Origin of the sequence: Shinella sp. SUS2 (assembly GCF_001262505.1) — a bacterium.
Classification (GTDB): Bacteria; Pseudomonadota; Alphaproteobacteria; order Rhizobiales; family Rhizobiaceae; genus Shinella.
In genome coordinates, this window is sequence record NZ_KQ410739.1 from 92,242 (window position 1) to 115,019 (window position 22,778).

Annotated in this window: 21 protein-coding genes; 15 read left to right on the forward strand and 6 right to left on the reverse strand. The window is 65.0% G+C overall.

The features are described 5' to 3' along the window. Window positions 1-60: 60 nt before the first annotated feature. A complete protein-coding gene (locus AKG11_RS24380; RefSeq protein ID WP_023514937.1) occupies window positions 61-765 on the reverse strand; it encodes a GntR family transcriptional regulator in 705 nt (234 codons plus the stop codon). Window positions 766-1,050: 285 nt separating this feature from the next. Here AKG11_RS24380 and AKG11_RS24385 point away from each other — a divergent pair, with 285 nt between their 5' ends. The 4 genes from AKG11_RS24385 (at window position 1,051) to AKG11_RS24400 (ending at window position 4,200) form a co-directional block, all read left to right on the forward strand. Next, window positions 1,051-1,695: a flavin reductase family protein gene (locus AKG11_RS24385; RefSeq protein WP_050745789.1), complete on the forward strand. Its 645-nt coding sequence runs from the start codon at window positions 1,051-1,053 to the stop codon at window positions 1,693-1,695. Between the two features lie 276 nt (window positions 1,696-1,971). Then, on the forward strand, window positions 1,972-2,691 hold the full coding sequence (locus AKG11_RS24390) for an ABC transporter permease (protein ID WP_023514858.1): 720 nt from the start codon (window positions 1,972-1,974) through the stop codon (window positions 2,689-2,691). Next, the gene (locus AKG11_RS24395; RefSeq protein ID WP_050745790.1) at window positions 2,691-3,416 is read left to right on the forward strand and encodes an ABC transporter permease; all 726 of its coding nucleotides are present in this window, start codon (window positions 2,691-2,693) and stop codon (window positions 3,414-3,416) included. The genes AKG11_RS24390 and AKG11_RS24395 overlap by 1 nt, the downstream gene beginning before the upstream one ends. Then, window positions 3,409-4,200, forward strand: coding sequence for an ABC transporter ATP-binding protein (locus AKG11_RS24400; protein ID WP_050745791.1), 792 nt, complete (start codon window positions 3,409-3,411; stop codon window positions 4,198-4,200). Before AKG11_RS24395 ends, AKG11_RS24400 begins: the two co-directional genes overlap by 8 nt. Window positions 4,201-4,222: 22 nt before the next feature. Here the strand turns inward: AKG11_RS24400 and AKG11_RS24405 are convergent, their stop codons facing one another. Continuing rightward, window positions 4,223-5,107 (reverse strand): MurR/RpiR family transcriptional regulator, encoded by an 885-nt coding sequence (locus AKG11_RS24405; protein ID WP_245290227.1) that lies wholly within the window; start codon window positions 5,105-5,107, stop codon window positions 4,223-4,225. Between the two features lie 177 nt (window positions 5,108-5,284). Between AKG11_RS24405 and AKG11_RS24410 the strand changes: the two genes are divergently transcribed. From AKG11_RS24410 to AKG11_RS24460, 11 genes are all read left to right on the forward strand, one after another. Then, window positions 5,285-6,544: an NAD(P)/FAD-dependent oxidoreductase gene (locus tag AKG11_RS24410; RefSeq protein ID WP_197284009.1), complete on the forward strand. Its 1,260-nt coding sequence runs from the start codon at window positions 5,285-5,287 to the stop codon at window positions 6,542-6,544. Between the two features lie 24 nt (window positions 6,545-6,568). Then, window positions 6,569-7,765, forward strand: coding sequence for an amidohydrolase family protein (locus AKG11_RS24415; protein WP_050745793.1), 1,197 nt, complete (start codon window positions 6,569-6,571; stop codon window positions 7,763-7,765). Window positions 7,766-7,811: 46 nt separating this feature from the next. Beyond that, window positions 7,812-8,651 (forward strand): transporter substrate-binding domain-containing protein, encoded by an 840-nt coding sequence (locus AKG11_RS24420; protein ID WP_050745794.1) that lies wholly within the window; start codon window positions 7,812-7,814, stop codon window positions 8,649-8,651. 72 nt (window positions 8,652-8,723) lie between these two features. After that, a complete protein-coding gene (locus tag AKG11_RS24425) occupies window positions 8,724-10,223 on the forward strand; it encodes an amidohydrolase family protein (RefSeq protein WP_023516658.1) in 1,500 nt (499 codons plus the stop codon). A 153-nt stretch (window positions 10,224-10,376) separates the two neighbouring features. After that, a complete protein-coding gene (locus AKG11_RS24430) occupies window positions 10,377-11,732 on the forward strand; it encodes an FAD/NAD(P)-binding protein (protein WP_023515843.1) in 1,356 nt (451 codons plus the stop codon). Window positions 11,733-11,795: 63 nt separating this feature from the next. Continuing rightward, window positions 11,796-12,260: an RrF2 family transcriptional regulator gene (locus tag AKG11_RS24435; protein WP_023515842.1), complete on the forward strand. Its 465-nt coding sequence runs from the start codon at window positions 11,796-11,798 to the stop codon at window positions 12,258-12,260. Between the two features lie 69 nt (window positions 12,261-12,329). Then, on the forward strand, window positions 12,330-13,643 hold the full coding sequence (locus tag AKG11_RS24440) for an FAD/NAD(P)-binding protein (RefSeq protein WP_050745795.1): 1,314 nt from the start codon (window positions 12,330-12,332) through the stop codon (window positions 13,641-13,643). A gap of 244 nt (window positions 13,644-13,887) precedes the next feature. After that, window positions 13,888-14,913, forward strand: coding sequence for a sulfate ABC transporter substrate-binding protein (locus AKG11_RS24445; RefSeq protein WP_023515840.1), 1,026 nt, complete (start codon window positions 13,888-13,890; stop codon window positions 14,911-14,913). Between the two features lie 5 nt (window positions 14,914-14,918). Next, the gene (cysT, locus tag AKG11_RS24450) at window positions 14,919-15,782 is read left to right on the forward strand and encodes a sulfate ABC transporter permease subunit CysT (RefSeq protein WP_050745796.1); all 864 of its coding nucleotides are present in this window, start codon (window positions 14,919-14,921) and stop codon (window positions 15,780-15,782) included. After that, complete coding sequence (cysW, locus tag AKG11_RS24455) at window positions 15,772-16,635, forward strand: sulfate ABC transporter permease subunit CysW (protein WP_023515838.1); 864 nt, start codon at window positions 15,772-15,774, stop codon at window positions 16,633-16,635. Before cysT ends, cysW begins: the two co-directional genes overlap by 11 nt. Window positions 16,636-16,653: 18 nt before the next feature. Continuing rightward, complete coding sequence (locus AKG11_RS24460; RefSeq protein ID WP_050745797.1) at window positions 16,654-17,706, forward strand: sulfate/molybdate ABC transporter ATP-binding protein; 1,053 nt, start codon at window positions 16,654-16,656, stop codon at window positions 17,704-17,706. 57 nt (window positions 17,707-17,763) lie between these two features. On the opposite strand, the gene AKG11_RS24465 is transcribed toward AKG11_RS24460, so the two are convergent. The 4 genes from AKG11_RS24465 to AKG11_RS24480 form a co-directional block, all read right to left on the reverse strand. Then, window positions 17,764-19,167, reverse strand: coding sequence for an amidohydrolase family protein (locus tag AKG11_RS24465; RefSeq protein WP_050745798.1), 1,404 nt, complete (start codon window positions 19,165-19,167; stop codon window positions 17,764-17,766). 204 nt (window positions 19,168-19,371) lie between these two features. Beyond that, on the reverse strand, window positions 19,372-20,229 hold the full coding sequence (locus AKG11_RS24470) for a LysR family transcriptional regulator (protein WP_050745799.1): 858 nt from the start codon (window positions 20,227-20,229) through the stop codon (window positions 19,372-19,374). Window positions 20,230-20,356: 127 nt separating this feature from the next. Further along, the gene (locus AKG11_RS24475) at window positions 20,357-21,595 is read right to left on the reverse strand and encodes a saccharopine dehydrogenase family protein (protein WP_050745800.1); all 1,239 of its coding nucleotides are present in this window, start codon (window positions 21,593-21,595) and stop codon (window positions 20,357-20,359) included. A gap of 35 nt (window positions 21,596-21,630) precedes the next feature. Then, a complete protein-coding gene (locus tag AKG11_RS24480; RefSeq protein WP_050745801.1) occupies window positions 21,631-22,731 on the reverse strand; it encodes a carboxynorspermidine decarboxylase in 1,101 nt (366 codons plus the stop codon). Between the last annotated feature and the right edge of the window lie 47 nt (window positions 22,732-22,778).

A 22,778-nucleotide genomic window follows, 5' to 3' on the forward strand; every position in this document is an offset into this window, starting at 1 on the left:
CGATTGAAATACGCTGAAACCGGCTTTGTCAAGCACCCCGCCGTGCGCGGCGGGGGCGGGTCAGGCGAGGCCTTCGGCGGCCGCGTAGGCGCTGAGCACGTCCTTGATGTTGCGGTCGTCCTCGCGTGGCAGCAGGGCGCGCGTGGTGATGGAATCGAGATGGTGCGTCATCAGCTTGGAGGCGACCTCCGCCTTGCCGGCGATCAGGCTGTCGAGCAGCTCCTGGTGCTCGGAGACGGCGCAGTCGGAGGAATGCGGGCGACCGTAGAGCGCCAGGATCAGCGAGCTGCGGGCAACGAGTTCGTTCACGTAGCGGATCAGGCTGGCATTGTTCGTCATCTGCGCCAGGAGGGTGTGGAACTCGCCCGCCAGGCGGATCGAGGTCGCGTGTTCCTTCTTGGCGGCGTCCTCGGCCTGGATGTGGGCAGACAGCGTCTCGATCTGGTCCGGCGTCAATTTGCCGGCAAGGGTCTCGACCACGAGGCGTTCCAGCGCGGCGCGCGTCAGGAACAGGTTGCGGCCCTCCTCGAGTGTCGGCCGCGCCACGGTCGCGCCCTTGTTCGGCCTGAGATCGACGAGGCCTTCCTCGCTGAGGCGAACCAGTGCCTCGCGCACGAGCGTGCGGCTGACGCCGAGCCGCTCCCCGATCGAGTCCTCCGGCAGCTTGGCGCCGGGCGAAAGGGCCTGATCGAGAATGGCGCGCTTCAATGCCCGGTGAACGGCCTGCGAACGACCGCGGCCGGAATCGCCAACTGTCTTTGCCATGCGGCAGTCTCCAGAATCGCAAAAGTAGCGCGCAAATTGCACACAAACGGCAGGCCTGTCCACCGGGGCTGCATTTGGCGCGGGCTCTCCTGCCCGCTTGAGTGGGCTGGCAGGTGGTGGCGTGTGGTCCGTCCTTGTCTCCGGCAGGAGATTTTTGCAGATGCAAGGTTCGGATATATTGCATACAATAATTGCATCCTTTAAATGGAATTATCGCATGCGTGACTGAGGCGGGCAATTGGCCATCTTCGGCGCCGGGCGAAGGAAAGCCGGAGAGGAGCGCCGATGGATACCCGCAGCAACGAAATCGAGAAGGGCGAGAGGACCGCCTTCGACTTCACCACGCTCAGCGCGCGCGAGCGCTACAAGCTGATGATCGGTACGATCATTCCGCGCCCCATCGCACTGGTGACGACCGTCGACGAATACGGCCGCTACAACGCCGCTCCCTTCAGCTTCTTCAATTGCCTTTCGGCCGACCCGCCGATCCTTGCCATCGGTGTCGAGAACAACCCGGACATGTCGTTCAAGGACACGGGCCACAACATCCGCATGACGGAGGTCTTCACCGTCAACATCGTCTCCCATGCCATTGCCGAGGCGATGCATGTCTGCGGCACTAAGTATCCGCGCGGCATAGATGAATTGAAGGAAGCGGGTCTGACCGCCATGCCCGGCGAACGCATCGCCGCGCCCTGGATCAAGGAGGCGCCAGCGGCTTTCGAATGCCGCCGTCACGTCACGCTGGAGCTTGGAAAGTCGCGCCAGATCATCATGGGGGAGATCCTTTTCGCGCATTACCAGGAGGGCGCCGTCGACAGCGCCATGCATGTCGATCCGAACGTCATCGACGCCATTGCACGCCTTGGCGGCGACACCTGCTCCACCATTCGCGACCGGTTCGAGATGCTGACGCCCAAGCTCGGCTGATCTGCCCGACGGATCCTCGAAGCCGTGTTTTATGCCCCGCGCCAGCCCGCCGGCCCGCGGGGCTTTGTTTTTCCACCGAGGAGCGCACACGAAAATACAATTCTCTCATTGTCAGCTAATTGACAGAAAAATTGTATACGTTATAAAGCTGACATGGCCTGTCAAACGGGCCGGCCCGCGAGGAGTGCGGGCTGGAGGAGGAACAGCGATGATTGAAAAGCGGTGGCTGATTGCCTCCGGCGGAGACGGCTTGTCCGCTCTCCGGGGAGGTGTCTGATGCAGGGGCCGTCCTTCCTTGACCTTGTCGGTTTCGGCCCGGAGGGCTGGGGTGCCGCCTTGCTGATGGCGACCGGCATGACCTTGGCCGTCGCCACCGGTGGCTTCGCTGCGGGTTCCGTCATCGGTGCGGGTGTTGCCGGAGCAAAGCTGTCCCGCAGCCGGGCGCTGCGTGCCTTCGGCGACGGCTATACGACCGTGTTGCGTGGCATTCCCGACCTCCTCGTCATCTATCTCTTCTATTTCGGTGGCAGTGCCGCGCTCGGCGTGGTGGGGCAGCTCTTCGGCGCGGATGGCTTCATCGGCATGCCGGCCTTCCTGACCGGCGTCCTGGCCATCGGCGTCGTTTCCGGCGCCTACCAGGCGGAGGTCTTTCGCGGGGCGTTCAATGCGATCAGCCGCGGCGAGCTGGAGGCCGCCCGGTCGGTCGGCATGCGAACGGGGCTGCGGCTGCGCCGCATTATCGTACCCCAGGTGCTGCGCTATGCCATTCCGGGCCTCGGCAACACCTGGCAGCTGGTGCTGAAGGAATCGGCGCTGATTTCCGTCACCGGTCTCGTCGAGCTTCTGCGCCAGTCGCAGATCGCCGCCGGCTCCACCCGCCGGCCCTTCGACTTCTACATCACCGCCGCCGTGCTCTATCTCGTGATCACCGCCGTGTCCTCCTACCTCTTCCGCCAGGCGGAAGCCCGCGCCCTGCGCGGCGTCAGGAGGGCGTGATGGATTTCATTTTCCTCTCGGAAACGTTTCTCAACCTTCTCTCCGGGGTGCCGCTGACGCTCAATCTGGCGCTCGTCTCCACGGCCTTCGGTGCGCTGCTTGCGGTGCTCCTGACGTTGATGCGGCTGTCATCCTGGCGCCCGGTCGGTTGGGTCGCGCAGTTCTACGTCTTCGTCTTCCGCGGCACGCCGCTGCTGGTGCAGATGTTCGTCATCTACTACGGCCTCGGCCAGTTCCGTCCGACGCTGCAGACCTGGGGTCTCTGGGTGTTCTTCCGTGAGCCCTATTGGTGCGCCATTTTCGCGCTGAGCCTCAACACCGCGGCCTATGGTTCGGAAATCCTGCGTGGCGGCCTGCAGGCCGTTCCGCACCGGGAGGTCGAGGCGGCGCGGGCAAGCGGCATGTGGGGTTTCCTGCTCTATCGCCGCATCATCTTCCCCATCGCCATCCGCCAGGCGCTGCCGGCCTATGGCAGCGAGATCATCCTGATGGTCAAGGCGACCTCGCTCGCCTCCGTCATCACCATGCTGGAAGTGACCGGCCTTGCCGCAAAGCTCATCTCGCAGTCCTACCGGGCCGTGGAAGTCTTCGTCGTCGCGGGTCTCATCTATCTCGCGCTGAACTTCGCCATCACGCGTCTCGTCGCGCTCATCGAATGGTGGCTGTCGCCCCATCTGCGCCCCGCCCCCACCGTGTCTTCCGGAGCTGCGTTGCACCATGCTTGAACCTGCGCCCCTCGCTGCCGCCACCACGCCGGCCGTCTCCGTCCGCAACCTGCGCAAGAGTTTTGGCGCGCTCGAAGTGCTGAAGGGCATTTCCTTCGATGCGCGGGAAGGCGAAGTCATCTCCGTTCTCGGCTCGTCCGGTTCCGGCAAGTCGACCATGTTGCGCTGCATCAACATGCTGGAAGTGCCGAGCGAGGGCGAGATCCGCATCGCAGGGGAGGCGATCCGCCTGAAGGACGGTCGCCATGGCCGCCAGCCTGCCGATCTCAGGCAGCTGAGCCGCCTGTGCACGAATGTCGCCATGGTGTTCCAGAGCTTCAATCTCTGGTCCCACATGACGATCCTCGAAAACGTCATGGAAGCCCCGGTCCATGTGCAGAAGCGGCCGAAGGCGGAATGCCGCGAGGAGGCGCTGGAGCTGCTGGCCAAGGTCGGTATCGCCGACAAGCGCGACTTCTATCCGAGCCATCTTTCCGGCGGTCAGCAGCAGCGCGCGGCGATCGCCCGGGCGCTCGCCATGAAACCGAAGGTCATGCTGTTCGACGAGCCGACCTCGGCGCTCGATCCGGAATTGGTCGGCGAGGTGCTGCGCGTCATGCGGGCGCTGGCGGACGAGGGGCGCACCATGCTCGTCGTCACCCATGAAATGGCCTTTGCCCGCGACGTTTCCAACCGCGTCATCTTCCTGCACCAGGGCCTGGTCGAGGAGGACGGCGATCCGGCAGACGTCTTCACGGCGCCGCGCTCGGATCGCTTCCGCAAGTTCATCTCGTCCCATGGCTAGAGCAGCGAGGGCGGCGGTGCCGCTATTTCGGGCCCCGGCTGTAGCCGACGAAGCTCTCGTAGAGGCTGGCGACGCTGTTCAGCCGCTCCTCGACCGCGGGGCCCCGGTGCGCGAAGACGCTGTTGAGCAGGAGCTGCATCAGCGTCCACATGCCGGAGGTCGCATCCCAGAAGAGATTGAGGTCCGTCGGAACGGCAAAGACCTCGTCGCCGTAGCTTGCCGCCCAGTCGCAATAAAGGTCAGTGACGATGGTGATCGGCATGCCGCGTTCGGCCGCCTTGGCGGCCAGCAATTGCGACTGTCGGGAATAGCGGCGCACATCGATCAGCACCAGCGTGCAGCCGGCGGGGTCCGTCAGCAGCACCTCGGCGAAGTTGCCGCCGGCAATGTCGACCAGTTGCACCTCGTCGCGCAGGTAGCGCAGCATGTGCACGAAAGATTCGGCAAGGCCCCGTTCGGTCTGGAAGCCGGCGACAAACACCCGGTCGGCCTCCGCGATGCGCTTGGCCGCCCGGTTCCAGGCCTCCGTATGGGCATGTTCATAGACGCGAACGACCGAAGCGACCGCAAGCTCGAGGCTGCGGGCGAGCGCGTCGTCGGTGGCGCTCTTCTGTTGCAGGTCGCGCAACCGGTCGCCGATGAGCCAGGGGCTGTCGCTGATGTCGTCCTTCAGCCGCTCCTTGAGGTCCTTGAACCCGTCATAGCCGATCGAGCGGCAGAAGCGGCCGACGGTCAGTTCGCTGACGCCCACCTTGTCGGCGACGCTGCGCGAGGTCTCGAAGGGCAGGTCGCTGATATTGGCCAGCATGAAGTTCGCCAGCGCCTTGCCGGAGGCCGACGCCTCCGTCAGTGCGGCGGTGAGCCGCTGCCGCACCGAGCTGTTGTCCATCCAGTTCTCGTTCCGCATGTCGCGCCTGTCCGCCCTTCGTGCCTGCCTGTTCCCCGAATAGCACGACGCGTGGCAGGCGCCAGCATGGTCTGCGGCCGTCGGAGGAGGTCGGTGTCGGGAATGTTATATAGTTGACTTTTAGTGAAATGAAGTCAGAAAACTAACATTCTCTCTCCTCCAGAACGGATTTCTGCCATGACCCCGATAGATCGCCCCGACAAAGATGTGCTCGTGCTTGGTGCCGGCATCATTGGTGTTTGCGTGGCCCTGCATTTGCAGAAGCGCGGAAAGTCCGTGCTGCTTGTCGATCGCCGCGCGCCGGGCGAGGAGACGAGCTACGGCAATGCCGGTCTCATCGAGCGGGCGAGCGTCATTCCCTATGGTTTCCCGCGCGAGATCCCGACCCTCCTGAAATATGCGACGAACCGCTCCGCCGACGTGCGGTTCCGCTGGACCTTCCTGCCGAAGCTCCTGCCCTGGATCGCCCGCTTCTGGTTCGAATCGTCCAGCCGGCGCCTGCGCCGGGCGGCCATGGACATGCTGCCGCTGATCGAGCGCTCCGTCACCGAGCATACGGACCTGATGGCCGAGGCGGGCATCCTGCACCGCGCCCGCCGCACCGGCTGGATGGAGGCCTACCGTACGGAAAAGGCCTTTTCCGCCGCCAAGGTCGCCGCCCGCGCGCTAGATGAATTCGGCATCCGCTATGATTTTCTCGGGCCGAAGGACCTGCAGGCACGCGAGCCGCATCTTGCCGGCAGCTTCGCCGGTGCCGTGCACTGGCTCGATCCCGCGACGGTCGCCGATCCCGGCGGGCTGGTGAAGGACTATGCCGACCTTTTCGTCCGCAAGGGCGGCGAGATCGTCGAGGCCGATGCGTCGACCCTTGCCGAGGAAGAGGGCGGCTGGAGCATCCGCACCAATGGCGGCACGGTGCGGGCCCGCGAGGCCGTGGTGGCGCTCGGCCCCTGGTCGGATGCGGTCTACCGCCGGCTCGGCTATCGGGTGCCGCTCGCTGTCAAGCGCGGTTACCATGTGCATATCGAGCCGGCGGGCGATGCCGTGCTCAATCACCCCGTCGTCGATGTCGAGCGCGGCTACCTGCTGGCGCCGATGACGAAGGGCATTCGCCTCACCACCGGCATCGAGTTCGCCGAGCGGGACGAGGCTCCGACGCCCGTTCAGGTCGATCAGACGGAGCCCCATGCCCGTGCGATCTTTCCGCTCGGTCGCCGCGTCGAGCCGGCGCCGTGGATGGGTGCGCGGCCCTGTCTGCCCGACATGCGCCCGATCATCGGCCCTGCGCCGCGCCACAAGGGCCTGTGGTTCGCCTTCGGCCACAATCATCACGGCCTGACGCTCGGCCCGGCCACCGGGCGGCTTCTGGCGGAAATGATGACGGGCGAAAAGCCCTTTGCCGACCCGGCACCCTACGCAATGAGCCGGTTCGGCTGACGTTCTGGAGATTTGGAGACAGCAATGCGGGAAGAGTTCGTTCTCATCAATGTGCGGCCGAATGGCGAGGCGGCGAAGGATGTCGTCGTCAGGGACGGGCGTTTTGCCGAAATCGTCCCGCACGGTTCCCGCGCCTTTGGCGGGATGCGCGTGGTGGACGGCGAAGGGCTCCTGCTGCTGCCGGGCCTCGTCGACGCCCACACCCATCTCGACAAGACTCTCCTCGGCATGCCCTGGTATCGCAACGATGTCGGCCTCGAACTGATCGACCTCATCGAGAACGAGCGCCGCATGAAGCGCGAGCTCGGCATCGATCCGCAGCGTCAGTCCGCCGCCCAGATCGAGCGTTCCGCCGCAAACGGCACCACCCATATCCGCACCCATGTCGATATCGACACGGAATACGGCCTTGCCGGCCTCGAGGGCGTGCTGGCTTCGCGTGAGCGTTACCGCGATATCGTCGACATCGAGATCGTCGCCTTCCCGCAGAGCGGCATGCTGATCCGCCCCGGCACGGTGGAGCTCATGGACCGGGCGATGCGCGAGGGGGCGGACGTGGTCGGCGGGCTCGACCCGTCCGGCGTCGACCGCGATCCGAAGGGCCATCTCGACACGGTCTTCGCTCTCGCGGAACGTTACGGCAAGCCGGTGGACATCCACTTGCACGAGCCCGATTCGCTCGGTGTCTTCGCGATCGAGCTGATCGTGGAGCGCACCAAAGCGCTCGGCATGGCGAACCGGGTGACCGTCAGCCACGGCTTCTGCCTCGGCATGCTCGCCGACAAGCCGCTGGCACGGCTCGGCGGCATGATGGCCGAGGCCGGCGTGCACTTGATGACCAAGGGCGGTGCGGCAAGCCCGCGCCCCCCGGTGCTCGATCTTGCGGAAATGGGCGTCAACATCGCCTCGGGCTGCGACGGCGTGCGCGATACCTGGCAGCCCTTCGGCAATGCCGACATGCTCGACCGGGCAGCGATCGTCTCCCAGCGCAACGATTTCATCAACGATGTCCACATCGAGCTGGCGCTCCGCCTGTGCACCTATGGCGGCGCGGCGATGCTGGCCATCGAGGGTTACGGCCTTTCGACCGGTTGCGATGCGAGCTTCGTGCTCGTGCATGCCGAGACGCCGGCCGATGCCGTGGCATCCCGCCCGGTTCGCCGGGCGGTTTACCGGAAAGGGGTTCCGGTTGCCCGGGACGGCGCGCTCGTCGCGGCCTGAGGCAAGGGTGAAGGTTTTCAAACATAGGCTAGGAGGAGTTGCCATTATGTTGAAGTCGCTTGGTAAGACAGTCATCGCCCTCGGGGTGATCCTCGGAGCATCCGCGGCGCAGGCCGGGGAGCGCACGATCACGATCGCGACGGAAGGCGCCTATGCGCCGTGGAACTTCACGGAAGCCGGCGGCAAGCTGGCGGGCTACGAGATCGACATGCTGGAGGATCTCTGCCCGCGCATGAAGGTCAAGTGCGAGATCGTCGTACAGGACTGGGACGGGCTGATCCCGGCGCTGAACGCCGGCAAGTTTGACGCCATCGTCGCCGGCATGCTGCAGACCGAGGAGCGGGAAAAGGTCATTACCTTCTCGCGCAACTACGGCACCGGCTCGGCCGCCTTCCTCGTTCGCAAGGATTCGCCGCTCGCCAACATGCCTGTCGGCAAGCAGGTCGACATGGGCAAGGACAAGGAGGCGGCGAAGGCCGCCGCTGCGGAAATGCTGCCCTTCATGGAAGGCACCGTCATGGGCGGTCAGGGTGCGACGACCGCCGGCCAGATCATGGCCGAACTGTTTCCGGGGATCGAGTTCCGCGAATACAAGTCGACGGAACAGCACGACCTCGACCTTGAGGCCGGCCGCATCGACGGCGTGATGGCGTCCCCCGTCGCGCTCGACCGGACGCTGGAGAAGATCGGTGCCGATCAGGTGGTCTTCGCCGGCACCGAGTTTACCGGCGGCCCGCTCGGCGGCGGCCAGTCGGTCGGCCTGCGCAAGGCGGATACCGAGCTGAAGGCGAAGTTCGACGAGGCGATCAACGCGGCGATCGCCGACGGAACGCTATCGCGCCTCGCCGTCAAATGGTTCAAGCGCGATATCGCACCGAAGAAGTAATTCGGCATGGAAAGGCCGGGCCGCGTGAACGCGCGGCCCGTGCATGATTGACAGGACGACAGGACGAGCATCATGACGACACTTCCCGCTTCCGGCCGCATCGACGGTCCGGTCCTTCTCACCGCCCGCTGGGTCGTCGGCCACCGCGATGGGCGCCATGTGATCTATGACGACGGCGTCGTTGTCTTCGAGGGGGACAAGGTCATCTTCGTCGGGCATGACTATCCGGGGGAGGTCGCCGAGCGCATCGACTACGGCAATGCCATCCTCTCGCCCGGCTTCATCGATCTCGATGCGCTTTCCGACCTCGACACGACCGTGCTCGCCTTTGACAACCAGCCGTCCTGGAAGAAGGGCCGGGTCTGGCCGAAAAGCTACATGGACCGCGCCTACGAGATGTACACGCAGGAAGAGCTGGCGTTCCAGAAGCGCTATGCCTTCGCCCAGCTCATCCGCAACGGCATCACCACCGCACTGCCCATCGCCTCGTTGTTCTACCGTGAATGGGGCGAGACGGATGCGGAATTCTCCGCCGCCGCCGATGCGGCGCATGCGCTTGGCCTGCGCGTCTATCTTGGCCCGGCCTACCGCTCCGGCAACAGCTATGTCGACGAGAACGGCAAGATCGCCTTCTTCTACGACGAGGAGCGCGGCTTCCGCAGCCTTGCCGAATCGCTCGCCTTTGCCGAACGCATCGAAGGGTTGGCCTCGCCGCTGGTGCGCGCCATGCTGGCGCCCGACCGCCTCGAAACCAACACGCCGGAGATGCTGCGCCGCACGGCGGATGCCGGCCGCGATCTCGATATCCCGATCCGCCAGCATTGCTGCCAGTCCGGGCTCGAATTCGACCGCATCACCAGCACCTACGGCATGACGCCGCTGGAATGGATGGATGCCCTCGGCGTGCTGAACGAGCGCATGCTGCTGCCGCACGGCGAATATGTCGCGGGCACGCGCAATGTCGATCGCCCGGGCCGCGACCTCGATATCCTGAAGAATTCCGGCGCGACGCTGGTGCATTGCCCTATCGTCTCGGGTCGCCATGGCGGGTTCATGGACAGCTTTTCGAAGTTCCGCGACATGGGCGTGCGCATCGGCCTCGGCACGGACACCTGGCCGCCGGATTTCATCCAGAACATGCAGGTCGGCATGCTGCTTTCGCGGGTCACGGACGGTTCGATCGAGACGGTACGCTCCGAACACTATTTCGACGCCGGAACGCTCGGCGGCGCGGATGCCCTGCGGCGGCCCGATCTCGGACGTCTGCAACCCGGCTCGAAGGCTGACATCATCGTCATCGACATGGGACACGACCGTATCGGCCATGTCATCGATCCGATTCAGACCCTGATGATGTCGAGCTCCGGCCGCGATGTCACCGATGTGATCATCGACGGTCGCTTCGTGATGGTCGGTGGCCAGATCCCCGGTTTCGACGCCAAGGCAGAGCAGGCGCGGGCACAGCGCCAGTTCGACGGCCTCTTGGCCCGCTATCCCGAACGCACCTACGGCCATCCTCCCGTCGAGGAGATTTTCTCCGCGGCCTATCCGCGCCTTGGCCGGAAAAGCTAAGGCCCGGGCACAGGTTCCGGCGGCAAAAGAACAGCCGGAACCTGTGCCGCATTCCAGACGTTTCCTCATCGAAGATAGGGATTGATAATAGTCTATAGATTTACTGTATAAACCTCGCTAGAGTGTCGGCACAGTCTTCGCAGGAGGGAATGCATGACGCTTGAAACGGATGTGGCCATCATCGGCTCGGGTTATTCGGCGGTCGCTCTGGCGCTGAACCTCGTCGATCTCCTGCCGCCCAGGGCGAAGGTCAGCCTTGTTGGCAGGGCCGCCGGGCAGGGGCGGGGCATCGCCTATTCCACCAAGGCGGAATGCCATCTCCTCAACGTGCCGGCTGGCCGCATGAGCCTTTTCGCCGACCGGCCGAACCACTTCCTCGCCTGGCTTGCCGGGCAGGGATACCCCTGGTCGGCCGACGACTTCGTACCGCGCCGCATCTACGGCACCTATGTGCGCGATTGCCTCAACGAGGCGATGAAGCGCACCGGCAACCGTGCCGCGATCACTCTCGTCGATGCCGAGGCGCTGGCGGCGGAAGCCGGGCAGGACGGCGGTCTCGTCTTCACGCTTTCCGACGGCGGGCGACTGTCCACGCGCGTCTCGGCGCTTTGCACGGGAGCCGGCACGCGCCGCCTGCCGCTGCCGGAGGATATGGTCCCGTCCGCAGCGCGCCCCTTCGTCGTCGAGGATCCCTGGGCGGACGCCTGGTGGGAGCGCCTGCCGGCGGATGCGGACGTGCTATTCATCGGCACGGGCCTTACGACCATCGACCAGTTGCTTCTGCTCAAGCGCCGCGGCTTCCGCGGCACCATGCACGCCCTGTCGCGGCATGGCCTGTTGCCCCAGCCGCATCTTGCCCGCCGGGCCGATCCGGTGGAGACGGCGCTTGTTCCAGGCGGGGGTGAGGTCAGCACGATGCTTGCGGCCCTGCGCCGGCAGGCCGAGGCGGCGCCGGACTGGCGCACCGTCATGGACGGCCTTCGGCCGGTCACGCAGGACCTCTGGAAGGGCTGGAGCGCCGGCCAGCGCAACCGCTTCCTGCGCCATGCTGCCTCCTTCTGGAATGTCCACCGCCACCGCATGGCTCCAGCCGTCGCCGAGGAGATTGCGGCGCTGCGCCGGTCCGGGCAGCTCGTCATCCACCGTGGTCGGCTGGAGGCGCTGCATCTCAAGGACGGCCGGCTTGCCGCCGTTCTCCGCGACGGTACGCCGCTGGCGGCCCATCTCGCCGTCAACTGCACCGGCCTCGATCGATGTACGGTTGCCGCCTCGCCGCTGCTGGCGAGCCTTGCCGCGCACGGCCTCCTCCAGTCTGATCCGCACGGCCTCGGCATCCTTGTCGATGACAGGGCTGCGGTTCGTGCCGGCGAGGGTACCGGCAGGGCGCGCCTCTACGCCCTTGGCCCGCTCACTGCCGGCCACAGCTGGGAGATCACGGCCGTTCCCGATATCCGCGTCCAGGCGCGCGCCGTCGCGGCGAGCATCAATGCCGAGGTCGTCGCCGGATGACGACGAGCTCCGGCGCCCCGAGCGGTGTGCCGGCTCCACGCCCGCCGCGCGTGGCCTGACGCGATGATCGCGCTGAAATCCAAATATGCCCTGCGTGCGCTCATCGCGCTGGCGCGTGCCGGCCCGGGCGAGACCCTGCAGATCGGCACCATCGCCACACGCGAGGCGATCCCGAAAAAGTTTCTCGAGCAGATCCTGCTCGACCTCAAGCATGCCGGTCTCGTTGCCAGCCGCAGGGGCCAGCACGGCGGCTACCATCTGCTGCGGGCGCCGCAGGAGATTGCCTTTGGCGAGGTCCTGCGCATTCTGGAAGGCCCCTTCGTTCCGCTCGCCTGCCTTGGCAATGGCGGGCATCGTCGCTGCGATGATTGCCGCGACGAGCGCCTTTGCGCCGTGCGCCGGGTCTTTGCGAAGGTCGCCGTCGCATCCGGCGAAATCCTCGACGGCACGACGCTCGCGGACGTCCTGTCCGATCCTGCCGACAGGCTGGACGGTGAACGTTCGTCAATTATTCTAGTAAAAAGGTAGAAAATTATCGGACGCTGCGCTATCATGGCGGTCAGGCGTCTCGGATCTTCGCGAGGGAAAGGACAGCGCATGTTCTTCGAAAGGGCCGTCAGGGAAGAAGGCACGCGGCCGGCAGGTCTGTCGGTGATGCGCATCGCGGTGATCGGCGCCGGTCCGTCCGGCCTTGCCACGACCATCGCGCTGATGCGGCGGTTCCACCGCCCTTTCGAGGCCTGGCTGATCGACGCCGAGGACGCACCGGGCGCTTTCGCCGACGGCGCGGCCGGCAGGGCGTTGACGACGGAGCCGGCGCGCGATCTCTCCGTCGTGCCGGATCGCCCGGAGGATTTCTGCGACTGGCTGAAAACGGGTCTGCTCTCCGGCGGTGTCGTCTCGGCGTTGCGTGGGGCGCAGGACCTGCATGTGCCGCGCAGCCTGTTCCGTGACTATGTCATGGCCCGCTTCGCCGAGGCGTTGAGCCTGCGCCGGGATGTGCGCATCCGCACGTTCCGCGGCACCGTGCGCCATATCGGCGCTTGCGGGGAAGGATTGCGTGTCGCGTTTCGCGACGGGGAGCATGCGGACTTCGCCCATGTCGTGGTCGCCACAGGTTTCGGTATTGCCCAGCGCGAGGCCGCGTCCTGGCGCGATGCGCGGGCGGCGGCCGAACGGCTGTCGCAGGCAAAGGCTCCATCACCGCTGACGCTGGTTGGCAACGGGCCGCGCCTTGCCGCCATCCTGCTCGATCTGAGGGCAGGGGGGTATGCCGGCCAAATCCATGTCGCCGCCGCGGCTGGCCGGCTGCCGCAGCCGCATGGCCATGGCGAAGGCGGCATGACGCTGGGCGTGCCGCCGGCCACCCGTTCCCTGAAGGACGCCTTCCGCTACATCCGCACGGAATGTAGCGCGGCGGAAGCGCAGGGCGGCGGCTGGCAGACCGTCGTCGATGCCGCTTCCGCCCGCCTGTCCGTCGTCTGGCGCCATCTGCCCCAGGCGGAACGCAACCACTACCGGCGCCATCTCCTGCGCCTGCACCGGCACTTTTCCGTCCGCATCGCCCGGGATATCCATCGACGCCTCGCCGGCGAGTTCGAAACGGGTCGCACCCGCTTTGTGCCGCCCTGCGATCCGAAATCCGCCGGCGAAAACACCATCGACTGTCGCGAGACCCCCTCCGCCCGGGCACTTGCCGGCCTGCTCGGCCGCGACGTTGCGGCGCTCACCGTCGATGATTGCGGCCGCCTCGTCAGTCACGACGAGGTGCTGTGCGGCCTGTCCGTCGTGGGCGCCGTCGCCTCCAGTCTGCGGCCGGGCCCGTTCACCTTTGCCGAAACGGTGCGGCAGGCCTACCGGGCGGTTCTCGATATCCAGACGCAGGGCCTTGCCCACGTCTCGCAGCGCTGACGGCGCATCCGCCGCGAAAAAAAGTTTGGGCGGGGCGGCGAAACCGGCGGTTTTTCGCGGATGCTTTTTGCGCGCGAGGACGGATTGGCCGGATGAAATGTTCGCTGCCTGCCGGAAACCACAGGTCGTCCGTTGCGTGCTTCCGGCCGGTTTGAAACCCGTTTTGCGAGTTGCAGAGGCATTGTTGACTAACTCTACTAATTCACTAGGGTTTATGTGGGATAGAAATCCAAGGAGGTTGGAGATGTCGATATTGGCCAAACGGTTCGGGGCTTTGATCGTGGGTGTCGGGCTTGCGCTCGGCGGGGTGACGGGGGCGTTCGCCGAGACGACGCTGCTCAACGTCTCCTATGACCCGACGCGCGAACTCTACAAGGATTACAACGAGGCCTTTGCCAAGCATTGGAAGGCAGAGACCGGCGAAGACGTCACCGTGCAGCAGTCGCATGGCGGCTCCGGCAAGCAGGCCCGCGCGGTGATCGACGGGCTGGAAGCGGACGTGGTGACGCTGGCGCTCGAAAGCGATATCAACGCCATCGTCGAAAAGACCGGCAAGATCAACAAGGACTGGCGCACCCGCCTGCCGAACAATTCGGCGCCCTACACCTCGACCATCGTCTTCCTGGTGCGCAAGGGCAACCCGAAGGGCATCCAGAACTGGGGCGACCTTGTGAAGGGCGACGTGCAGATCGTCACTCCGAACCCGAAAACCTCGGGCGGCGCCCGCTGGAACTATCTCGCAGCCTGGGCCTGGGCAAACCAGGAGTTCGGCGGCGACCAGGACAAGATCAAGGCCTATATCGCCGAGCTCTTCAAGCGTGCGCCGGTCCTCGATACGGGTGCTCGCGGTTCGCTGACCACCTTTGCCCAGCGCCAGATCGGCGACGTGCTGCTCGCCTGGGAAAACGAAGCCTATCTCGCCGGCGCGGAATTCGGGGCTGACTCCTTTGATATCGTCGCTCCGCCGATCTCGATCCTCGCCGAGCCGCCCGTCACGGTGGTCGACGGCAATGTCGATGCCAAGGGCACGCGCAAGCAGGCCGAGGCCTATCTGGAGTACCTCTATTCCGAGGAAGGCCAGAACATCGCGGCGAAACACTTCTACCGGCCCTCGAAGCGCGAGGTGGTCAAGCCGGAGTTGCTGCAACAGCTTCCCGACATTAAGCTGGTGACGATCGATGACCCGATCTTCGGCGGCTGGGTGAAGGCACAGCCCGAGCATTTCGGTGATGGCGGCGTCTTCGACCAGATCTACAAGCCGGGGAACTGAAACCTTTGACGACATCTGCTGCTGCTTCCGGGCGGTGGCGACTGAGACAGCCGAGTGTCATTCCGGGTTTCGGACTGACGCTCGGCTTTTCGCTCGCTTACCTGACCCTCATCATCCTCATCCCGCTCGCCGGCCTCGTCTGGCGGTCGGCCTCGCTGTCCGGTGCGGAATTTCTCGCAATCCTCGCCGATGAACGCACGCTCAACGCCCTGAAGGTCTCCTTCGGCACGGCCTTCATCGCGGCACTCGTCAATGTCGTCTTCGGCGTCATCGTCGCCTGGGTCATCGTGCGCTACGAGTTCCCCGGCCGGCGCATCGTCGATGCCATCGTCGATCTGCCTTTTGCGCTGCCGACGGCCGTCGCCGGCATCGCGCTCGCCGCGCTCTATGCACCGAACGGCTGGATCGGCCAGATCCTCAACCTCGTCGGCATCAAGGCGGCCTTCAATCCGACCGGTATCGTCATCGCGCTCGTCTTCATCGGCCTGCCCTTCGTGGTGCGCACGGTGCAGCCGATCATGGAGGAGATCGACAGCGAGGTGGAGGAGGCGGCCGCGACCCTCGGCGCCAATCGCTTCCAGACCGTCTTCCGGGTCCTGCTGCCCGGCCTTGCGCCAGCGATCCTCACGGGCTTTGCGCTGGCCTTCGCCCGCGGCGTCGGCGAATATGGCTCGGTCATCTTCATCGCCGGCAACATTCCCTATGTTTCGGAAATCGCGCCGCTGCTCATCGTCATCCGCCTGGAAGAGTTCAACTACGGCGCCGCGACGGCGATCGCCACCATCATGCTGGGGATCTCCTTCGCCATGCTGCTCGTCATCAACCTCATCCAGGCCTGGAACCGGCGGAGGTATGGCCATGGCGCATGAGACCTCCCGCCGCCTGCGCTCCCCGACGACGGAGGCGCCCTTCGCCCGTTACAGTCTGATGGCGCTCGCCTTCCTGTTCCTGGCGCTCTTCCTCATTCTGCCGCTCGTCGCCGTCTTCATCGAGGCCTTCCGCAAGGGGGCGGGCGAGTTCTTTACCTCGCTCGGCGATGCCGACACGATGGCCGCCATCCGCCTGACGCTGCTCGTCGCCGGCATCGCCGTGCCGCTCAACCTCGTCTTCGGCGTGGCGGCGGCCTGGGCCATCGCCAAGTTCGAATTCAAGGGCAAGGCGTTCCTCACGACGCTGATCGACCTGCCGTTCTCGGTCTCGCCGGTCATTTCCGGCCTCGTCTATGTGCTGCTCTTCGGCGCCGGCAGCGCGCTCGGTCCCTGGCTCAAGAGCTACGGCATCGAGATCCTGTTCGCCGTGCCGGGCATTGTGCTGGCCACCGTCTTCGTCACCTTTCCCTTCGTCGCGCGCGAACTCATCCCGCTGATGCAGGAGCAGGGCACCGGCGACGAGGAGGCCGCCCTGTCACTCGGCGCCTCCGGCTGGCAGACCTTCTGGTACGTGACGCTGCCCAACATCAAATGGGGCCTGCTCTACGGCGTGTTGCTCTGTAATGCGCGCGCCATGGGCGAGTTCGGGGCGGTCTCGGTGGTCTCTGGTCATATCCGCGGCCTCACCAACACGATGCCGCTGCATGTGGAGATCCTGTACAACGAGTACAACTTCGTCGCCGCCTTCGCGGTGGCCTCGCTCCTCGCCGCGCTCGCCCTCGTCACGCTCGTCGTCAAGACGGCGCTCGAACTTCACTACGGCGCGGAAATCGCCGCCGGCCGCAAGCATTGACCTGAAAGGCACGCCCGTATGGACGTCAGTGTAAAAAACATCCGCAAGGAATTCGATCGATACCCGGCGCTGAACGATGTCTCGCTCGACATCCGCTCCGGTGAGCTGATCGCGCTTCTCGGCCCCTCCGGCTCCGGCAAGACGACGCTGCTGCGCCTCATTGCCGGCCTCGAGCAGCCGACGCTCGGAAAAATCTATTTCGGAGCCGAGGACGCTTCCCACAAGACGGTGCAGGAGCGTCATGTCGGCTTCGTCTTCCAGCACTATGCGCTTTTCCGCCACATGACGGTCGCCGACAACATCGCCTTCGGCCTCACGGTGCGACCGCGTGGCGAGCGGCCGGACAAGGCGGAAATCCGCCGCCGCGTCGGCGAGCTTCTGGAGATGGTGCAGCTTTCGGGCCTCGAAAAGCGCTATCCGAACCAGCTTTCCGGCGGCCAGCGGCAGCGCGTGGCGCTCGCCCGCGCCATGGCGATCGAGCCGAAGGTGCTGCTGCTCGACGAGCCTTTCGGCGCGCTCGATGCCAAGGTGCGCAAGGAGCTGCGCCGCTGGCTGCGCGAGTTCCACGACCGCACCGGACATACCACCGTCTTCGTCACCCACGACCAGGAAGAGGCGCTCGAACTCGCCGACCGCGTGGTGGTGATGAGCCAGGGCGCAATCGAGCAGGTCGGGTCCTCGGACGACGTCTACGACCGCCCCAACTCGCCCTTCGTCTTTTCCTTCATCGGTGACAGCGCCAGCCTGCCGGTCCAGGTGGCCGATGGCGCGGTCCGCTTCCAGGAGACGCCGATCGGCATCGCCCCGCGCGGGAGCGACATCACCTCCGGCACCGGCACGCTCTTCTTCCGCCCGCAGGATGTCGTCCTCGTCGACGATGCCGCTGCGCCTGCGCTCGAAGGCCGTGTCGCCACCTCGCGCCGCCTTGCCGGCACCCGCATCGCCGATCTCGACATCGGCAAGCCCGGCGCGCCGCACCATGTCGAGATCGAGGTGCCGCTGGAAGCGACCGCCGCGACCGGCGCTACCATCCGCTTCCGCCCGACACGCTGGAAGATGTTTGCGGAATAAGAAAAGGCCGGCGCAGGGCGCCGGCCTCTTTGTCAGGATGACGACGGTGGGTGGGTGTCAGCTCGACGCCTTGCCAACACCGCCGGAAACCAGGCGTCCCTTGTGGAACGTTGCGGTCCGGGCCGGCAGGCGGGCGACGGCTTCGGCCGAGCAGCTTGCCGTCGTCAGCGAGAAGCCGGCCTCGTCGGCGGCCTTCGGCCAGGCGCGATTGCCGTCCTTGTCGAGCGGCAACACGCCGCCGGTCGAGATAGCGAGCGAACGCGACAGGTGGTACTCGTCCGAACCGCGATAGAGCTGGGCGTAGAGATAGGCCTTTTCCAGCATGTCGCCGCTGCCGAAGGGCGACCAGTGGTCGATCACGCTGTCGGTGCCGGTCATGACGAAGACACCCGCCTTGGCAAGCTGCGGCAGCGGCATCATCAGCCCGCCGATCGGCACGGTCGAGGCGATGGTCATGCCGTTCGCCGCAAGCCTGGCGGCCGTCTCCTCCAGCTTTTCCGGCGACAGCGTCGTCAGCGCGAAGGCGTGGCTGATCGTCACCTTGTCCTTCAGGGCCGGGTTTTTCTCCACCGTATCGATCATGTAGTCGATCGCCGCGACACCCGCCGGGCTCGTCTCGTGCAGGTGGATATCGACGCCCTTGCCCGTGTCGAGCGCGATCTGGAACATGGCGTCGAGCGACTTTTCCATGGCGCTGTCGACATTGGTTGGATCGAGGCCGCCAACATACTCGACACCCAGCTGCATGGCCTCGCGCATCAGCTTGTCGACCTTGGAATGCAACAGGCCGTGCTGCGGGAAGGCGACGATCTCGCAGACGAAGTCGTCCTTGTGTTTTTCCAGCGCGATCTTGAGGTGTTCCAGGCTCTTCAGGCCGCTGACCGGGTCGATGTTGCAATGGCTGCGGGCGACCGTGCTGCCCTTGGATTGCACGAGGGCGATGAGGCCTTCGGCGCGCTCGACGGAGGTCGGGAGCAACTGCGGCAGCAGCTTCTCTTCCAGCGCGATCATGTCCATGATCGTCTTGCCCTGGCGCGGGCGGGGCGCCTGCCAGGGACCGCCGTAAAAGGTCTTGTCGAGATGGATATGCATGTCGCGCATGGTGGGCAGCGCGAGCTGGCCGTTCGCCTGGTAGGTTGGCAGGCCCACAGGCTGGGTTGCGCCGTCACCGTGCAGGGCCGCGATCCTGCCGTCTTTGATTTCCAGCGTGTAGAGCGCCGTGCGCGTGGCGACGATAACGTCGCCGTCCTTCTCGAAACCCTCCTCCAGCCGGACGTCGGCGAGCAGGTAGTGGTTGTCTCCTACGGACGTCACGGCATTCTCCTGACCACAATCGGTCGTCTCGGCTGCGGCTTCACGGCTCATGCCGCCGGCCAGGCCGGCGACGGCGGCCGCGGTGGTGAGTTGGCCGGTGCGGCTCAGAAAAGCCCTGCGGCTCTGCGATACGGCGTGCTGCAACATCGTCTCCTCGTCTGGAATGGATGATGCCATTCTAGGAAACGCAGGCGCCTGTTGGCAGCGACATTTGAAAATGCTGGCTATTCGATTTCCCAATGACGGGGTTAGAGCTTTTCCGGTGAACCCGTGTTCACCGGAAAAGCTCTGTCTATTTGTTTTTTCCGCATTGTCCGACGCCGAAGCGATCCCGCTTCGGCTGGAAATGCTCTAACGCACCAGCCGGCAGAAGGCGACTAGTCGTTCGGCAAGATCCAGCGCCACGGGCGTGGCGGTGTCTCGGTAGAACAGCGCGAGCTCGAAATCCTCGACCGGCGGCAGGCGCTCGGCAGCGCCGAGGACGCGGTGCGCGGGCAGGCGGCAGCTTGCCGGCAGCAGGCTGATGCCGAGCCCCGCGGCAGAGGCCGCGGCCAGCGCCGCAAGGCCGCCGCCGCTGTAGCTGACGCGCCAGCGGATGCCGAGCCCGTCGAGTGCACCGCACAGTTCCTCGCGGTAAAGGCCGTTCACCGGGAAGACCGCGATCGGCACCGGCGACTGCTCGATGGCGGGATGCGCCTTGCTGTCGAGCCAGAGCAGCGGCTCCGGTCGCGCGGCGCGCGGCAGGTGCACCCGGCGCTGCTTGACGAGCACGAGGTCGAGCTCTTCCTGCTGGTAGGCGCGGTGCAGGTCGGGGCTGAGCCCGCTGGTAACGTCGAGCCGCAGATGCGGATGTTCGCGCTTGAAGGCGGCGAGCAGGTCCACCGTCGGCACGGTGAAATCCTCGGGCATGCCGAGCCGCAGCGCTCCGTCGCGCCATGGGCCCGCCAGCGCATCATGCGCCTCCTCGTTGAGTGCGATGATGCGGCGGGCATAGCTGAGCAGCTTGATGCCTTCCTCGGTGAGATGCACTTCGTGCGAGGTGCGCTCGAACAGCGCCTTGCCGAGCAGTTCCTCCAGCCGGCGCACCTGCTGGCTGACGGTCGATTGCGACAGCGACACCCGGTCGGCCGCGCGCGTGAAGCTCGCGGTTTCGCAGACTGCCACGAAGCTGATCAAAAGCTGCGGGCTGAACATGGGGTAACGATTCATTCTTCCGCTGCCGCTGGTTGGGCCATGTTTCCCTCCTAATCGGTCGGGACGGTTTCCACAACGATTGGATGGGCGTGGGCAGGCGGGGACCGGCCGCGTCTAAGAACGCGGCCGGTGTTTGTCGGTCTTAGAAGCTGACGGCGCGGTCGCCATCCTCATCCTGAATACGGGTCGGCAGGCCGATGCGGTTCAAGAGGTTGATGAAGGGCTTCGGCGGCAGTTCTTCCACGTTTGCCATCTTCTTCACGTCCCATTCGCCGGTCGCGACGAGCATCGCGGCGGCGACCGGCGGAACGCCGGCGGTGTAGGAGATGCCCTGCGAGCCGACTTCCTCATAGGCTTCCTTGTGGTCGGCCACGTTGTAGATGAAGACGGTCTTTTCCTTGCCGTCCTTCAGGCCCTTCACGTAGTCGCCGATGCAGGTCTTGCCTTCGTAGTTCGGGGCGAGCGAGGACGGATCCGGCAGCACGGCCTTGACGACCTTCAGCGGCACGACTTCGAGGCCCTCGGCGGTCTTGACCGGCTGCTCGGAAAGAAGGCCGAGGTTCTTCAGCACGGTGAAGACGTTGATGTAGTGGTCGCCAAAGCCCATCCAGAAGCGCACGTTGGCGCCGTCCATGTTCTTGGCCAGCGAATGCACCTCGTCATGGCCGCAGAGATAGGCGCGGCGCGTGCCGACGACCGGCAGGTCGTAGTCCTTGCCGATCTCGAACATCTTGTTGGTCTGCCACTGGCCGTTCTGCCAGGAATAGACGACGCCGGTGAATTCTCGGAAGTTGATTTCCGGGTCGAAGTTCGTGGCGAAGTACTTGCCGTGGCTGCCGGCGTTGATGTCGACGATGTCGACGTCGGTCACCGTGTCGAGATATTCGTCCTTGGCGAGTTTGGCATAGGCGTTGACGACGCCCGGATCGAAACCGGCGCCGAGGATGGCGGTGACGCCCTTCTCCGCGCATTCGGCGGCGCGCTTCCACTCGTAGTTCCCGTACCACGGCGGGGTCTCGCAGATCTTGCCCGGCTCTTCGTGGATCGCGGTGTCGATATAGGCGACGCCCGTATCCATGCAGGCGCGCAGCACCGACATGTTGAGGAAAGCGGTGCCGACATTGATGACGATCTCGGACTTGGTGGCGGCGATCAGCGCCTTGGTCGCTTCGATATCGAGGGCGTCGAGGGCATGGCCTTCGAGCACGCCGGCCTGCTTCATCGCCTTCTTCTCATGGACCGACGCGATGATCTTGTCGCACTTCGCCTTGGTGCGCGACGCGATATGGATGTCGCCGAGCACGTCGTTGTTCTGGGCGCATTTGTGCGCCACGACCTGTGCGACGCCGCCGGCGCCGATGATGAGCACGTTCTTCTTCATTTCGGGGGATATCTCCTTCTACCCGTCAGGACGCCTCAGGAGAGGCTTTCTTCGTAGTCCGCGTAGGTGAATTCACGGACGGTTTTGATCTCGCCATCCAGTTCGCGGATGGCGATCGCCGGCATTTTCACGCCATTGAACCAGTTCTTTTTGACCATCGTGTAGCCGGCCGCATCCTGAATGGAGATGCGGTCGCCCACCTTCAGTTCGTTCTCGAAATCGAAGTCGCCGAAGATGTCGCCGGCCAGGCACGACTTGCCGCAGATCATGTAGCGGTGCGGCCCCGTATTCGGGGAAAGCTTGGCCTTCTCCCGGTAGATCAGAAGGTCCAGCATATGGGCCTCGATGGAACTGTCGACGATGGCGAGGTCCTTGCCGTTGTTCAGAAGGTCGAGAACCGTCGTTTCAAGCGTGGTCGACTTGGTGATCGAGGCCTCGCCCGGCTCCAGATAGACCTGAACACCGTATTCGCCAGAAAAGCGCTTCAGCCGCTCGGCGAATTTTTCCAGCGGATAGTTTTCGCCGGTAAAGTGGATGCCGCCACCGAGACTCACCCATTCGGCCTTCTTCAGCAGCGGCGCGAACTTCTCCTCGATCGTGCCGAGCATGCGGTCGAACAGGTCGAAATCGCCGTTTTCGCAGTTGTTGTGGATCATGAAGCCGGAAACGCGGTCCATGACCGGCTCGACCTTGTGCACATCCCATTCGCCGAGGCGCGAGAAGGGGCGGGCGGGGTCGGCGAGATCGAAGCTCGAGGAGGAGATGCCGGGATTGAGGCGCAGACCCCGGACGATGCCGGCAGCCTTGTCGGCAAAGCGGTCGAGCTGGGCGATCGAGTTGAAGATGATCTTGTCGGCATGGCTGACGACCTCGTCGATCTCATAGTCCGCATAGGCGACGGAATAGGCATGCGTCTCCTTGCCGAAGCGTTCGTGGCCCAGGCGCACCTCGTTCAGCGAGGAAGAGGTCGTGCCGTCCATGTAGTCGCGCATGAAATCGAAGACCGACCAGGTGGCGAAGCATTTCAGCGCCAGGAGCGCCTTGGCACCGGAGCGTTCGCGAAGAAGCGCGATCTTTTCCATGTTGGCGAGCAGCTTCGACTTGTCGATCAGATAATAGGGTGTCGTCAGGGACATGCTGGACCTGTCTTCTCGGGGTGTGCCGGTTGCCGGCAAAAGCCGGC